Source organism: Curvibacter delicatus NBRC 14919 (assembly GCF_001592265.1).
Lineage (GTDB): Bacteria > Pseudomonadota > Gammaproteobacteria > Burkholderiales > Burkholderiaceae_C > Hylemonella > Hylemonella delicata.
Genome location: NZ_BCWP01000008.1, coordinates 23956 through 37040, shown reverse-complemented (window position 1 = coordinate 37040; position 13085 = coordinate 23956). Strand labels below are relative to the sequence as shown.

Below are 13085 nucleotides of genomic sequence, written 5' to 3'. Positions count from 1 at the left end.
GGGTGGTTGCTGGGGGGCGTTGCGCAAGTCCTGCCCACCCGGCGGGTGCACGACTCGCTCAACTCAGAACATATTGTGCCATCCGGGTGTAGAGGGGAATGCCGAGCAGGATATTGAGCGGAAAGGTCACACCGAGCGACAGGCCGAAGTACAACGCGGGCTGGGCCTCCGGAATGGCGTGGCGCAGGACGGCCGGCACGGCGATGTAGGAGGCGCTGGCAGCCAGCACCATCAGCAGGATGGCGTTGCCCAGTGGCACGTCCAGCGCCCAGGACAGGGCCAGGCCGAGGCTGGCGTGCACCAGGGGGGCCAGCAGCGCATAACCAAGCAGCCAGGCCGGCTGCTGGCGCAGCTGCCCGAGGTTGCGCGCCGTCAGCAAGCCCATGTCGAGCAGGAAGAAGGCCAGCATGCCCTTGAACAGGTCGCCCGAGAACGGTTGCATCGCGGCCTTGCCGCTTTCGCCGGTCAGGATGCCGACCAGCATGGCGCCGAGCAGGAGCAGCTGGGCACCGTCAGTGAACGATTCACGCAGGATGGCTCCCAGGCGGGGGGGCTTGGCCGGCTGCAAGGCCGCAACGCCGGCACCGGCGCAGACCAGGGCCGGCTGCTCACGTTGCCGCAGTGCATTGGCCAGCACCACCCCGAAGATGATGGCTGGGGATTCCATCAATGCCATGGCAGCAGCCATGTGGCCACCGAATCCGATTTGCTGATTCTCCAGAAATTGGGTAGCGGTGACAAAGGTCACGGCACTGACAGAGCCGTAGGTGGCCGCAATGGCGGCGGCGTCATAGGGGGGCACGACATGCTTGAGCACCTGGTAGCTCAGCAGGGGGACGGCCATGGCCAGTGCGACCGCGCAGCCCAGGCTGGTTGCCACCTCGCTGGTGAAACCGGAATGGGACAGCGCGAAACCGCCCTTGAGGCCCAGGGCCATCAGCAGGTACAGGGAGAGGAAGCGCGCGATCGGCTGCGGGATTTCGAGGTTGGATTTGAGGGTGCCGGCCAGCATGCCGAACACGAAAAAGAGGATGGCGGGGTCGAGCAGGTTTTGCATTGGGTTCTCCAGACAGGGTGATCGTAGAAAAACCGGCATGCAAAGTAAAATCGATAATCAAACACATTGATATAGAGTTTTATTTATGAATGTCACGTTTCGCCAGCTGCGCCTGTTCCTCGCCTTGGCCGAGACAGGCAGCGTCAGCGCCGCGGCGCGCGCGATGCACGTCACGCAACCAACCGCGTCGATGCAGTTGCGCGAAATCAGCGAGTCCGTTGGCTTGCCGCTTTATGAGGTCGTCGCGCGCCGCGTCCATCTGACGCAGGCGGGACTGGAGCTGGCGCAGACCGCCCGAGCGATGGCGGCCGAGTGGGATGCCTTCGGCCAGAAGATCGACGGGCTCAAGGGCTTGACCCGTGGCCGGCTCAAGGTGGCGGTGGTGAGCACGGCGAAGTACTTCATCCCGCGCCTGCTCGGCAAGTTCTGCAGCCGGCATCCGGAAATCGACATTTCGCTCGAGGTGCTCAACCGCGACGGTGTGGTGGCGCGGCTGCGCGAAAACCTGGACGACCTGTACATCATGTCCCGCCCTCCGGCCGACATCGACCTTGAGGACCGCGTTTTCCTGCCCAACCCGCTGGTGCTGATCGGCAGTGCCTCAAGCCCGCTGGCCGGCCAGCGTGGCGTGACGCTGCCCTCGCTGCGGGAGGTGCGGTTCATCCTGCGTGAACAGGGCTCGGGAACACGGCTGGCGATTGATGACCACTTCCGCAAGCAGCGCTTCAAGCCGCAGCGCCTGATGGAACTGGGCAGCAATGAAGCCGTGCGCGAAGCCGTGGCAGGTGGCTTGGGTGTTGCCGTCATTTCCGTACATGCCCTGGCTGAGCGGCCCGCCTCGCAGGGGGTGGCCATCCTGGATGTGCGGGGGTTCCCCATCCAGTCTCAGTGGCACATCGTGCACCCCAGCGGCAAGCGCCTGTCACCGATTGCGCAGGTGTTTCAGGCGCATCTCGTGGCGCAGGCCGGACACCTGGGGCCGAAGCAGGCCCGCTAACAAGCGGGCGGCGGCTCAGGCCGGCTTCGGACTCCGGATCGCCGACTTCGGCCGGAAGGCCTTGCAGACCTCGTCGTTGGTTTCCAGGTAGGGGCCGCCGATCAGGTCCACGCAGTAGGGCACGGCGGCAAAGATGCCGTCCATGACCGACTTGCCGTTGGCGTCCTTCAGGCCTTCCAGCGTTTCGGCAATCGACTTCGGCTGCCCCGGCAGGTTGATGATCAGGCTCTTGTCGCGGATCACCGCCACCTGACGCGACAGGATGGCGGTCGGCACGAATTTCAGGCTGATCTGGCGCATCTGCTCGCCGAAACCCGGCATTTCCTTGTGCGCCACGGCCAGTGTGGCCTCCGGCGTGACGTCGCGCAATGCCGGGCCGGTGCCGCCGGTGGTCAGCACCAGGGCGCAGCCGGCGTCCACCAGCTCGATCAGTGCGGCGCTGATGGTGGCCTGCTCGTCCGGGATCAGGCGTGGTTCGAAGGTGATCGGGTTTTTCAGCGCGCGGCTCAGCCAGTCCTTCAAGGCGGGCAGGCCCTTGTCTTCGTAGGTGCCGCTGGAGGCACGGTCACTGATGGAAACGATGCCGATCTTGACCGGATCGCAGGATGAATCACTCATGGTCGTTGTCCGAAGAAGCGTCAGGGGTCGAAAGCTGTTCACGCACCAGCTGGAATACCTCGCGGTAGGCGCGGCCCTGGCGCGGTGCCAGGCCCTGCGAGACGGCCGCCTTGTCGGCCGGCTTGGCGTCCTTGCGTGCCTGGCGCACCAGGGCGCGCAACTGCTGGGTGTCGGTCTGCGGGAAGTTGTTGATCCACTGCGCCACCGCATCGTCGTCGGCAATCAGGCGGTCGCGCCATTGTTCGGCCGCATGCAGCAACTGCGTTTCACGCGCGGAAGGCGCACGCTGCTCGGCCAGGGCGGCATGGATGGCCTCGATGACGACGGGGTCCAGCAGGCGCATGAGCTTGCCGATGAACTGCATCTGGCGGCGCCGGCCTTCGAAGTTGGTGATGCGTTTGGCATCGTTCAAGGCATCGCGCAGCTTGTCCGACAGGTCGAGCCGGGCCATCAGGTCGGCGCGCAGCGTCAGCAATTCCTCGCCGAGCTTTTGCAGCTCGGCGCTTTCGCGTTTGAGGTCGGTCTTGCTGATCTCGGTGTCGCCCTTGAGCTCGCGTTTGAGCTCCAGGTCGAGTTCGCTGCCTTCGGCGACGAACTGGCCTTTGACGTAATAGCCTTTTTTGGGTTTGCGTGACATGTCTGGGGGAATCCGGTGGGGCGCGGTCGAGGTGCGCACGGCCAAGTATCATAGCTCCCGCTATGAACAAACCCGACCCTCGCGCAGAAAGCGGCTTCAGCTACAGCCGCGCCTTCTTTGAAGACCTGGTGGACACCGCCCTGGCGCATGCCAAAAAACTGGGCGCCACCGATGCCGGCGCCGAGGCCTCCGAGGGCTGCGGCCTGAGCGTCTCGGTGCGCAAGGGCGAGCTGGAAAACGTGGAGCGCAACCGCGACAAGTCGCTCGGTGTCACGGTCTACGTGGGCAACCGCCGTGGCAACGCCAGCACGTCGGACTTCTCGCGCGCTGCCATCGAACAGACCGTGCAGGCCGCCTACGACATCGCCCGCTTCACCGCCGAAGACCCGGTGGCCGGCCTGCCGGAAGAACAGGACATCGTGTCGCCGTCGGCCGCCAGCAAGAACCTGGACCTGTTCCACCCCTGGGCCATCAACAGTGCCCAGGCGGCCGAGCTGGCGCGCGTGACCGAAGAGGCTGCCCTCAAGACCGACCGTCGTATCACCAACAGCGAGGGCGCGGCGGTGTCGGCCCAGCAATCGCACTTCTTCAGCGCCCACACGCACGGTTTCCGCGGCGGTTATGCCAGTTCGCGCCATTCGATCTCCGTCTCGCCGATTGCCGGCAAGGGCGACGACATGCAGCGCGACTACTGGTACAGCTCGCAGCGTCACCCCGATGACCTGGCCTCGCCGCAGGCGATTGGCCGTTACGCCGCCGAGCGCGCCCTGAGCCGCCTGAAGGCGCGCAAGATCAGCACACGCGAAGTGCCGGTGCTGTTCGAGTCGCCGCTGGCCGCCGGCCTGCTCGGCGCGCTGGTGCAGGCGCTGAGCGGCGGCGCGCTGTACCGCAAGAGCTCCTTCCTGCTCGACTCGTTGGGCAAGCCGGTGCTGCCGAAACACATTGACATCCTGGAAGATCCGTTCGTGCTGCGCGGCAAGGGCAGCTCGCCGTTCGACGAAGAGGGTGTGCGCGTCAAGGCGCGCTCGGTGGTCGAGGCCGGGCGCGTGCAGGGCTACTTCCTGAGCAGCTACTCGGCGCGCAAGCTCGGCATGAAGACCACCGGCAACGCCGGCGGTTCTCACAACCTGACGCTGACCTCGCGTCTGACGCAGGCGGGCGACAACCTGGACGCCATGCTGGAGAAACTTGGCACCGGCCTGTTTGTCACCGAATTGATGGGCCAGGGCGTCAACTACGTCACCGGCGACTACTCGCGCGGTGCCAGCGGCTTCTGGGTCGAAAAGGGCCGCATCGCCTACCCGGTGCATGAGATCACCATCGCCGGCAACATGAAAGACATGCTCAAAGGCATCCAGGCCGTGGGTGCCGATGCCTACAACTACGGTGCCAAGACCGTGGGTTCGATCCTGCTGAGCAAGATGAAGGTGGCGGGTAGCTGACCGCCTCTTGGCAAGAGGTTTCTTCCCCTCCCCAGTCCCGGCTGGACAGGGGGAGGAAACAGCCCTTGTGAGGGAAAATCAGCCGGCCAGCGCGGCCTTGACGGCGGCCGACACCTGGCCCATCTCGGCCTTGCCGGCCAGGCGGGTCTTGACCACGCCCATGACCTTGCCCATGTCGCCCGGACCTTTGGCACCCAGTTCGGCCACGATGACCTTGACTTCGGTGGCCACTTCCTCGGCGCTCATGCGCTGCGGCAGGTAGGCTTCCAGCACCTTGATCTCGGCGCTTTCCTTGTCGGCCAGGTCCTGGCGTGCCGCCTGCACGAAGGCGGCGACCGAGTCCTTGCGCTGCTTGATCAGCTTGTCGACCACAGCCACCACAGCCACGTCATCGAGCGTGATGCGTTCATCGACTTCCTTCTGCTTCAGTGCGGCCTGCAGCAGGCGGATGGTGCCCAGGCGTTCGCTGTCCTTGGCGCGCATGGCGGCCTTCATGTCTTCGGTGATCTGGTCTTTGAGTGACATGGTCATTCCTTCAATCAGTTGAGGGCAGCGCTGGCGACGGTATTGCTGCGGTCTGTCCTGCAAGGTTATTGGCACAGAAAAAACAAAACCCGCGCCTGGCGTCCCGAGCGCGGGTTGTGGATGCTCTGAGGTCTCGGACCCCGGCGCGATCAGTACAGCTTCTTGGGCAGCTGCATCGAGCGGATGCGCTTGTAGTTGCGCTTCACAGCAGCAGCCTTCTTGCGCTTGCGCTCGGCGGTCGGCTTCTCGTAGAACTCGCGTGCGCGCAGGTCGGTCAGCAGGCCCAGTTTTTCAATGGTGCGCTTGAAGCGGCGCAGGGCCACGTCAAACGGCTCGTTTTCTTTAACACGAATGGTCGTCATTACGTCTTGATTTCCGAAATGTGCGGTCAGAGGGTGGACAGGAAGATCGGGCCTGCACGCCGTGTACCGCGAAGTGCCCCGCCTGTAACTAGTATTGGCCGGCGGGGCTATGCCAGCAAAGTCCAACATTATAGCGGTTTGGCCAGCGCCGGCAACCCGCCCGGTTTCCAACCAAGGCCACGCGTGGCGTGGCCTGCCCCCGGATGGGGGCAGACGGCCAACACAAAGTGAGGCCGTCCGGGGGAGATGCCTTAATGCGCCCCTTGGGCGACGGCCATGCCGCAGGCATGGCCGCTCGCCCATGCCCACTGGAAGTTGTAACCGCCAAGCCAACCCGTCACGTCCACCACCTCGCCGATGAAGTACAGCCCGGGCTGCTTCTGCGCTTCCATGGTCTGACTTGAGAGTTCGCGCGTGTCCACCCCGCCGGCGGTGACCTCGGCCTTGGCATAACCCTCGGTGCCGGTGGGCGTGAGCTCCCAGCGCGCCAGCCGGTCGGCCAGCGCGGCCAGGGCCTTGTCGGTGGCCTCGTTCACCGGGCGCTGCCAGGCGGTGTCCTGCTGTACCCAGGCGTCGGCCAACCGGCTGGGCAACTGGGTGGCGAGTTCGTTGACGATCAGTTTGCGCGAGCGCGCCTTGGCCTCCTGCAGGAACTGCAGCAGGTCCTGCTCGGGTGCCAGGTTGATGCGGATCGGGGTGCCGGGTTTCCAGTAGCTGGAGATCTGCAGCACTGCCGGGCCCGACAGGCCGCGGTGGGTGAACAGCAGGTCTTCCAGGAAGGCCATTCTTTCTTTCTTCGTACCCGTCTCGATCTGCACCGGCAGCGCCAGGCCGGACAGTCCGGTGTAGGGCGCCCAGGCGGCGCCGTCGAAGGTAAGCGGCACCAGGGCCGGGCGCGGCTCGATGAGTTTCAGGCCGAACTGCTTGGCCACTCGGTAGCCGAAGTCGGTGGCGCCGATCTTCGGAATCGACAGGCCACCGGTGGCCACCACCACGGCGCGGCACTGGATTGTGCCTTGGTCACTATCGATTTCATAGCTGCCAGCGCTTTTTCCATCAGGGCTGGAGGCTGAAAACCGGATGGCTTTGACGCCACAGGGCTGCCAGCGCGTGACGCCGCCCGCCTCGCACTCGCGCAGCAGCAGCTGGACGATGTCGTCCGCCGAGCGGTCGCAGAACAGCTGGCCCTTGTGTTTCTCGTGGAAGGGAATGCCGTCGCGCTGCAGCAGCGCGAGGAAGTCCTGTGGTGTGTAGCGGCTCAGCGCCGAGCGGCAGAAGTTCGGGTTGTCGCTGATGAAGTGCTTGTGCGGCGCGCGCACGTCGAGGTCGCGGTTGGTGAAGTTGCAGCGCCCGCCGCCGGAGATGCGGATCTTCTCCGCCACCTTGGGGCTGTGGTCGAGCACCAGCACCTTGCACCCGCGTTGGCCTGCTACCCCCGCACAAAACAGGCCGGCCGCACCAGCGCCGATCACCACGACATCGAATTTCTGCATGGCCCGAGTTTATGGGCTGATCCGGCGCGTGAGCAGCTGCGTACTAAAGGTCCAAGCGAGGAACGCCGTGGAACCGGCTTTGCCGGTCCACTGGCGTTGCCCCCTGCAAAGGGGGGTGGCGCAGCGACACGAAGTGCGCGCAGCCTGGGGGTGTTTGTTTCACGCCGCCAGCTTGTTGCGGTCGGCCAGCAGCATGGCCTTGCGTGTCAGGCCGTCGATCTCGCCGGTGATGTTGGAGAGCACGGTGGCCACCACGGCGAACTCGCGCCCGTGCTGGCCGGCGCGCGCTGCCATGACCTGGGCGTTGAAGCTCACCACCTTGGCTTCCTTGGCCACACTCTGAATGTCGCCCACGATGCCGCTGAGTTCACGCATCATGGCGTCGGACTTGGCCTTGGTGATCTCGTCGAAGGCGGTGGTGGCGGTGTTGAGCGCCGCCAGCACCTTGTCGGTATGGCTCACCAGCTCGGCCAAGGTGTCGGCCTGGTGTGCATTACGGTGTGCAATGTGGTCCAGCGTGGTGCGCACCAGGTTGATGAAGGCCTCGATCACGTGCGCCACGCCTTGGGCACCGTGGTAGGTCGCTTCGATCTTGCGCGCGCTGCTGGCTTCCAGGTGGCGGGGTGTGCCCTGCAGATGCTGCTGGCTTTCGGTGAAGACCTGCAGAGATTTGCGGGCCTCCTCCAGCTTGACGGCATCACCCTGTGACGCCAGCACGGTCTGCAGGATCATGCGCTGCGACAGCATGCGCTGGCGTGCCGCCAGGTTGACGAGCGACAGGCCGGCCACCGTGGTGGCGACTGCAGTTGCCGTGGGGAGAGTGGGTGTGACAGCGACGGAAAACTGATGGTTCATTGTGGACTCCCGCTTCAAGGCGGGGCCCAACGACCCCGCTCAGGTTCCCCAAGCAAAGGCCGGGCCAGTTTCCTGTTGCTGCAGTTGCAGCAGGCCCTGCAGTACGTCGCCCACCACGATGACGCAGGGGCTGCCCAGTTCTTCGCGCACCAGCGTGGTGTGCAGCTCGGCCAATGTGGTGACGGCGTGGCGTTGCGTTGGCAGCGACGCATTCTGGATCAGTGCCACTGGTGTGCTGTCGGGCAGGCCAGACAGCAGGCCGTGCTCGATCTGCTGCGCACCGCTGACGCCCATGTAGATCACCAGCGTGAGTTTGGCCGTGCGTGCAGTGGCGGCAATCGCGCGCCAGTCCGGCCCGCTGTCGCCGGGTTTGGCGTGGCCGGTGAGGAACAGTACACCGTGCGCGTGGTCGCGGTGGGTGAGCGGCACACCGAGCGAGGTGACGGCAGCCAGACCGGCGGTGATGCCGTTGACCACCTCGACCTGAATACCGGCCTCCTGCAGGTGTTCCACCTCTTCGCCGCCGCGGCCGAAGATGAAGGGGTCGCCGCCTTTGAGGCGCACCACGCGTTCACCTTCGCGCACCGCGGTGATCATCAGTTTTTCGATGAAGGACTGCGGCGTCGACTTGCAGCCGCCGCGCTTGCCCACGTGGACGATGCGTGCGGTCGGTGCAGCATGGGCGACGATGGCCTCGTTCACCAGGTCGTCGACGAACAGCACGGTCGCGTTCTGGATCGCCTTCAGCGCCTTGAGCGTGAGCAGCTCCGGGTCGCCCGGGCCGGCGCCGACCAGGGTGCAGCTACCGAGGGCTGAGCCAAGTGAGGAAAAAGAGGGCTGGGTCATGGCGGGCTCCAGGAGCGGGTTAGATCTGACGGATCAGACGCAAGATGTGTTCCACCTGCACCGCAATCGGCGCCGGCACTTCGTTGCGGCCGGCCAGCACTTCGCGGATGTAGGTCGCGGTGGCCGCGGCCTCGGGGCTTTGCGGCAGGCCGGGCAGGGCCAGCAGCGAGCCGCTTTGTGCTTCCTGCAAGGTGCTGCGCTGGCCGGCGATGAAACCGTCCATCTGCGGCATGCGGCGCGCATCGGCCACGGCCTCGCCTTCGGTGCCGCGTAGCAGCAGCGCGTTGGCCTGGATCAGCTCAAAGGTGGCAGCCATCGAATGGGCATATTCCGGGTGCGTGTAGCTGCTGACGATCAGCGCTTTGCCGGCCACCGGGTTCATGAGCTTGACCAGGCTGTGCGCCGGGTTGCGCAGGCCCACCACGCGGCGCACTTCCAGCAGGCGCTGCAGGCCGGGGCTCAGCAGGGCCGTGGGAACGAACTGCACCTCGCCGGGCGCTATGTTTTTGATAGCTGTTTGCGCAGGAACAGCAAGCGCCAACAGCACTTCCGATGTATAGACACGCGACGACTCGGTCGGCGTGCCATGCACCAGCACGCTCAGGCCTTCGCGTGCCAGCAAGAGGGCCAGCAGCGGCAGCAGGCCGGGCAGCTTGCGCGCGCCGTTGTAGCTCGGCAGTACCACCACCGGTTGCCGGGCCGGCACGTGCTGCAGACGCGTGTGGGTGGCATCGAGAAAGCCGGCCATCTCTTCGGGCGTTTCGCCCTTGATGCGCATGGCCAGGCAGAAGGCGCCAATCTCCAGGTCGCTCACCGTGCCGTCCAGCACCTGGCCGAACAGATCAGCCGCCTGCGCGCGCGACAGCGACCGCGCGCCTTCCTTGCCGCGGCCGATTTCCCGGATGTAGTTGCCAATGCCCATGGATGGAGATTTTGAACCCGTTGTTATAAATTTTGGTAATAAGTTGATTCACGCGCCATGCCCAGTTCAAGCCGCCTGTTGCAAGGGCATAGAGGCGCGCACCAGGCGCTGCAGCTCGGGCACGCAGGAGCCACAGTTGGTGCCACAACGCAGCGCCTGTTGTAGCTGGGTCAGCCGCTCGCTGTCGCTGCCGCCGCAGTGCGCCAGTTGCGTATGGATCGCGCTTTCGCTGACGTTGAAGCAGGTGCAGACTTGGCGGCTGCGCGGCGCCAGCGCCACCGGGGCGGTGGCACTGCCTTGAAGCAGCGCACGGCCAAAAGCCTGGGCCGGCAGTTCGTCCTGCAGCAGGGTCTTGAGCCAGGCCTCGGCACGCGTGTCGCCGGCCAGCAGAAAACCTTCCACGGTGGCCTGCTCCGCCGAACGCTGCAGTCGCACGGCACGACGCTGGCCGCGCTTGGGGTCGGCGTAGTGCAGCACGCTGGCATCGTTCAGATCCAGCAAGGCTTCCACCTCAGCCAGCAGCTCAGCCGGCGGGGCTTCATGCGCGGCAGCGCGCAGCAGCACACCCGTGCGGTCGCGCCCGAACGGCACACAGCTGGCAAAAGGAAAACGCAGCATCAGGCGGCGCAGCGCTTCGCGTGTGCGCAGCGCGCTGTCGGCCGGCAACCAAGCCATGGCCAGCAGCGTCCAGGGCAGCTCGGCCTTGAGGATCTTGACCGCCGCGTGCTTGAGTTCGGGCTGTTTGGCATCGGGGCAGAAGGCCGAGGTGGTGAGCGCGTTGACGCCGGCCAGCGGTTGGCCGGTGCTGCTTTGGCCGCTCAGGTACTCCGGTCCCCAGTGCATGGCCATGAAGGCCTGGCCGGCGGCCACTTCCGCGCTGGCCTGCAGTGGCACCACGATGGAGCCGCGTTTGCTGGTCACGTGCACCAGATCACCTTCGGCCAGGCCGCGGCGCGTCATGTCCTGCGCATTCATCTGCACGCTGGGTTCGGCCACGTGGCCGAACAGCCGGCCCAAGGTGCCGGTGCGGCTCATGCCGTGCCAGTGGTCGCGCAGGCGGCCGGTGGTGAGCGAGAACGGGTAACGTGACTCGCGCGGCTCGGCCACTTCTCTGTAGACGGTGTTGGCAAAACGGGCGCGGCCGTCCGGTGTGGGGAAGACACCGTCTTCGTACAGGCGCGCCTTGCCAAGTTGCCGGCCGAGGGCCGGCAACGCGGTCGCGTTACCGTTCGTCTTGTGGCCTTGGGCCGTGTCTGCAGGACACGGCCATTGCTGGGGTGCTGCTTCGAGCAACGTGTAGCTCAGGCCGGTGATGTCGAGGTCGCGGCCGCGCGTGGAGGCGCGGTGTTCGTTCCAGACCGACTCGGGCGTTGCGTAAGCAAAGAGTTCGTTGCGCGGGCCGATGCCGCGCGCCTGCAGGCGGCGCGCGAAGTCCACGACGATCTGCCAGTCGTGACGTGCCTGGCCCGGGGCCGGCACGGCCGCGCGCACGCGCGAGATGCGGCGTTCGCTGTTGGTGACGGTGCCGTCTTTTTCACCCCAGGTCGTGGCGGGCAGCAGCAGGTCGGCAAAGTCGCAGGTGGCAGGGGTGGCAAAGGCTTCCTGCACCACCACGAACTCGGCGCGCTGCAGGGCGCGGCGCACGGTGGCCTGGTCGGGCATGGAGTGGGCCGGGTTGGTGCAGGCAATCCACAAGGCCTTGATCTCGCCGTCGGCCGCGGCTTGGAACATCTCGACCGCGGTCTTGCCCGGTTTTTCCGGCACCGAGGGCACGCCCCACAGCGCGGCGACTTCGGCGCGGTGCTGCGGGTTGGCCAGATCACGGTGGGCGCTCAGCAGATTGGCCAGGCCGCCGACCTCGCGCCCGCCCATGGCATTGGGCTGGCCGGTGAGCGAAAAGGGGCCGGCGCCGGGCTTGCCGATCTGGCCGGCGGCGAGGTGCAGGTTGATCAGCGCGGCGTTTTTGGCGGTGCCGCTGCTGGATTGGTTCAGGCCCTGGCAATACAGGCTGAGCGTGGCACCCCGCCGTTGCGGGTCGCCGCTGGCACCGGTGGCAAACAGCCGCGCCGCTTCGTACAGCGTCTGCTTGTCGATGCCGCAGGTCTGCGCTACCAGGTAAGGCGTGTAGTCCTGCAGCGTGGTCTTGAGGGTCTCGAAGCCGCTGGTGTGGGCGGCGATATAGCTGCTGTCGAGCCAGCCTTCCCACAGCATGATGTAGAGCAGGCCGTTGAACAGCGCCACGTCGGTGCCGGGCTGGATGGGCAGGTAGAGATCGGCGCTGCCGGCGGTGTCGGTGCGGCGCGGGTCGGCGACGATGATCTTGAGATTCGGGTTGTTGCGCTTGGCTTCCTCGATGCGGCGAAACAGGATGGGGTGCGCCCAGGCCGCATTCGAGCCGACGATGAACAGGCAGTCGGCGTGGTTCACATCGTCGTAGCAGGCCGGCGGCGCGTCGGCGCCCAGCGTCTGCTTATAGCCCGCCACCGCGCTGCTCATGCACAGGCGCGAGTTAGTGTCGATGTTGTTGCTGCCGATCAGACCCTTGGCCAGCTTGTTGAAGACGTAGTAGTCCTCGGTCAGCAGCTGGCCGCTGACGTAGAAGCCCACTGCGTCGGGGCCGTGCTCGCGGATGATGTCGGCAAAGCGCGTGCTGGCAAGATCGAGCGCATCGTTCCAGTGGATGGGTTGCGGCGCCGCGTCGCGCTGCAGGCGTTGCATCGGCTGCAGCAGCCGGACCTGCTGCGTGATCTCAGGGCTGGCGGTCAGGTGCAGTGTCGAACCTTTCGAGCACAGGCGGCCGAAGTTGGCCGGGTGCGCCGGGTCGCCGCGCACGCCGGTGATCTGGTCACCCCGCGACTCGATGATGACACCACAACCTACCCCACAGTAGGGGCAGGTTGATTTGGTCTCCTTGACGGCGCCAGGGCTCATGCGCAGGCGGTCTTTCTCTGGCACGGTCCGGCCACCGGGGGCTGGACGTCGATCGCCAGCGTAGCGAGTTCCTGTGCATCGAGCTGCACCACACCGTCGGTTACCTGCACGGCAAAACGTGGTGTACTGCCTTCATCGGGTGCCCTGGCGCAGCCGGTGTCGAGGCCGATGGTCCAGTTGTGCAGCGGGCAGGCCACATGGGTGCCGAACACGATGCCCTGGCTCAGCGGGCCGCCCTTGTGCGGGCAGCGGTCGAGCAGGGCAAAGACCTGGTCTTGGTCGTTGCGGAACACCGCCACGTCCATGCCCTGCGGGCGCGCCACACGGCGCGAACCCAGCACCGGGATGTCTTCCACGCGGCAGATGGTTTTCCATTCACTCATGACTCTCTCCTTTTCTG

Annotated in this window: 13 protein-coding genes; 2 read left to right on the top strand and 11 right to left on the bottom strand. The window is 65.8% G+C overall.

What is annotated here, in order from left to right:
* Nucleotides 1–58: 58 nt before the first annotated feature.
* A complete protein-coding gene (locus tag CDE01S_RS05690; RefSeq protein WP_066704847.1) occupies nt 59–1057 on the bottom strand; it encodes a sodium-dependent bicarbonate transport family permease in 999 nt (332 codons plus the stop codon).
* Between the two features lie 85 nt (nt 1058–1142).
* Between CDE01S_RS05690 and CDE01S_RS05685 the strand changes: the two genes are divergently transcribed.
* The gene (locus CDE01S_RS05685) at nt 1143–2054 is read left to right on the top strand and encodes a LysR family transcriptional regulator (RefSeq protein WP_066704845.1); all 912 of its coding nucleotides are present in this window, start codon (nt 1143–1145) and stop codon (nt 2052–2054) included.
* Between the two features lie 15 nt (nt 2055–2069).
* Here the strand turns inward: CDE01S_RS05685 and mog are convergent, their stop codons facing one another.
* Entirely contained in the window at nt 2070–2672 is a 603-nt protein-coding gene (mog, locus tag CDE01S_RS05680; RefSeq protein ID WP_066704840.1) for a molybdopterin adenylyltransferase, read from the bottom strand.
* Complete coding sequence (gene yjgA / locus CDE01S_RS05675; RefSeq protein ID WP_066704839.1) at nt 2665–3309, bottom strand: ribosome biogenesis factor YjgA; 645 nt, start codon at nt 3307–3309, stop codon at nt 2665–2667. Before yjgA ends, mog begins: the two co-directional genes overlap by 8 nt.
* Before the next feature lie 62 nt (nt 3310–3371).
* Here yjgA and pmbA point away from each other — a divergent pair, with 62 nt between their 5' ends.
* Nucleotides 3372–4751: a metalloprotease PmbA gene (gene pmbA / locus CDE01S_RS05670; RefSeq protein WP_066704838.1), complete on the top strand. Its 1380-nt coding sequence runs from the start codon at nt 3372–3374 to the stop codon at nt 4749–4751.
* A gap of 78 nt (nt 4752–4829) precedes the next feature.
* On the opposite strand, the gene CDE01S_RS05665 is transcribed toward pmbA, so the two are convergent.
* From CDE01S_RS05665 to nirD, 8 genes are all read right to left on the bottom strand, one after another.
* Nucleotides 4830–5276 carry a GatB/YqeY domain-containing protein gene (locus CDE01S_RS05665; protein ID WP_066704955.1) on the bottom strand — a complete coding sequence of 149 codons (447 nt, stop codon included), beginning with the start codon at nt 5274–5276 and terminating at the stop codon, nt 4830–4832.
* Nucleotides 5277–5425: 149 nt separating this feature from the next.
* Nucleotides 5426–5638, bottom strand: a complete 213-nt coding sequence (gene rpsU / locus CDE01S_RS05660) for a 30S ribosomal protein S21 (RefSeq protein ID WP_006296472.1) — start codon at nt 5636–5638, stop codon at nt 5426–5428.
* A 251-nt stretch (nt 5639–5889) separates the two neighbouring features.
* A complete protein-coding gene (locus CDE01S_RS05655) occupies nt 5890–7131 on the bottom strand; it encodes a BaiN/RdsA family NAD(P)/FAD-dependent oxidoreductase (protein WP_066704836.1) in 1242 nt (413 codons plus the stop codon).
* A 159-nt stretch (nt 7132–7290) separates the two neighbouring features.
* The gene (locus CDE01S_RS05650) at nt 7291–7986 is read right to left on the bottom strand and encodes a methyl-accepting chemotaxis protein (RefSeq protein WP_084382755.1); all 696 of its coding nucleotides are present in this window, start codon (nt 7984–7986) and stop codon (nt 7291–7293) included.
* Between the two features lie 39 nt (nt 7987–8025).
* The gene (gene cobA / locus CDE01S_RS05645) at nt 8026–8832 is read right to left on the bottom strand and encodes a uroporphyrinogen-III C-methyltransferase (protein WP_066704835.1); all 807 of its coding nucleotides are present in this window, start codon (nt 8830–8832) and stop codon (nt 8026–8028) included.
* 19 nt (nt 8833–8851) lie between these two features.
* Nucleotides 8852–9754, bottom strand: coding sequence for a DNA-binding protein YbiB (ybiB, locus tag CDE01S_RS05640; RefSeq protein ID WP_066704834.1), 903 nt, complete (start codon nt 9752–9754; stop codon nt 8852–8854).
* Between the two features lie 66 nt (nt 9755–9820).
* On the bottom strand, nt 9821–12685 hold the full coding sequence (locus CDE01S_RS05635) for a nitrate reductase (RefSeq protein ID WP_066704833.1): 2865 nt from the start codon (nt 12683–12685) through the stop codon (nt 9821–9823).
* The gene (gene nirD / locus CDE01S_RS05630) at nt 12682–13068 is read right to left on the bottom strand and encodes a nitrite reductase small subunit NirD (RefSeq protein ID WP_066704832.1); all 387 of its coding nucleotides are present in this window, start codon (nt 13066–13068) and stop codon (nt 12682–12684) included. Before nirD ends, CDE01S_RS05635 begins: the two co-directional genes overlap by 4 nt.
* Between the last annotated feature and the right edge of the window lie 17 nt (nt 13069–13085).

What these genes read in the sequence shown, in the direction of transcription:
- yjgA (WP_066704839.1), bottom strand. Translation starts at nt 3,309, where the DNA reads ATGTCACGCAAACCCAAAAAAGGCTATTACGTCAAAGGCCAGTTCGTC.
- CDE01S_RS05650 (WP_084382755.1), bottom strand. Translation starts at nt 7,986, where the DNA reads ATGAACCATCAGTTTTCCGTCGCTGTCACACCCACTCTCCCCACGGCA.
- CDE01S_RS05690 (WP_066704847.1), bottom strand. Translation starts at nt 1,057, where the DNA reads ATGCAAAACCTGCTCGACCCCGCCATCCTCTTTTTCGTGTTCGGCATG.
- CDE01S_RS05635 (WP_066704833.1), bottom strand. Translation starts at nt 12,685, where the DNA reads ATGAGCCCTGGCGCCGTCAAGGAGACCAAATCAACCTGCCCCTACTGT.
- CDE01S_RS05655 (WP_066704836.1), bottom strand. Translation starts at nt 7,131, where the DNA reads ATGCAGAAATTCGATGTCGTGGTGATCGGCGCTGGTGCGGCCGGCCTG.
- CDE01S_RS05685 (WP_066704845.1), top strand. Translation starts at nt 1,143, where the DNA reads ATGAATGTCACGTTTCGCCAGCTGCGCCTGTTCCTCGCCTTGGCCGAG.
- pmbA (WP_066704838.1), top strand. Translation starts at nt 3,372, where the DNA reads ATGAACAAACCCGACCCTCGCGCAGAAAGCGGCTTCAGCTACAGCCGC.
- ybiB (WP_066704834.1), bottom strand. Translation starts at nt 9,754, where the DNA reads ATGGGCATTGGCAACTACATCCGGGAAATCGGCCGCGGCAAGGAAGGC.
- mog (WP_066704840.1), bottom strand. Translation starts at nt 2,672, where the DNA reads ATGAGTGATTCATCCTGCGATCCGGTCAAGATCGGCATCGTTTCCATC.
- rpsU (WP_006296472.1), bottom strand. Translation starts at nt 5,638, where the DNA reads ATGACGACCATTCGTGTTAAAGAAAACGAGCCGTTTGACGTGGCCCTG.
- CDE01S_RS05665 (WP_066704955.1), bottom strand. Translation starts at nt 5,276, where the DNA reads ATGTCACTCAAAGACCAGATCACCGAAGACATGAAGGCCGCCATGCGC.
- nirD (WP_066704832.1), bottom strand. Translation starts at nt 13,068, where the DNA reads ATGAGTGAATGGAAAACCATCTGCCGCGTGGAAGACATCCCGGTGCTG.
- cobA (WP_066704835.1), bottom strand. Translation starts at nt 8,832, where the DNA reads ATGACCCAGCCCTCTTTTTCCTCACTTGGCTCAGCCCTCGGTAGCTGC.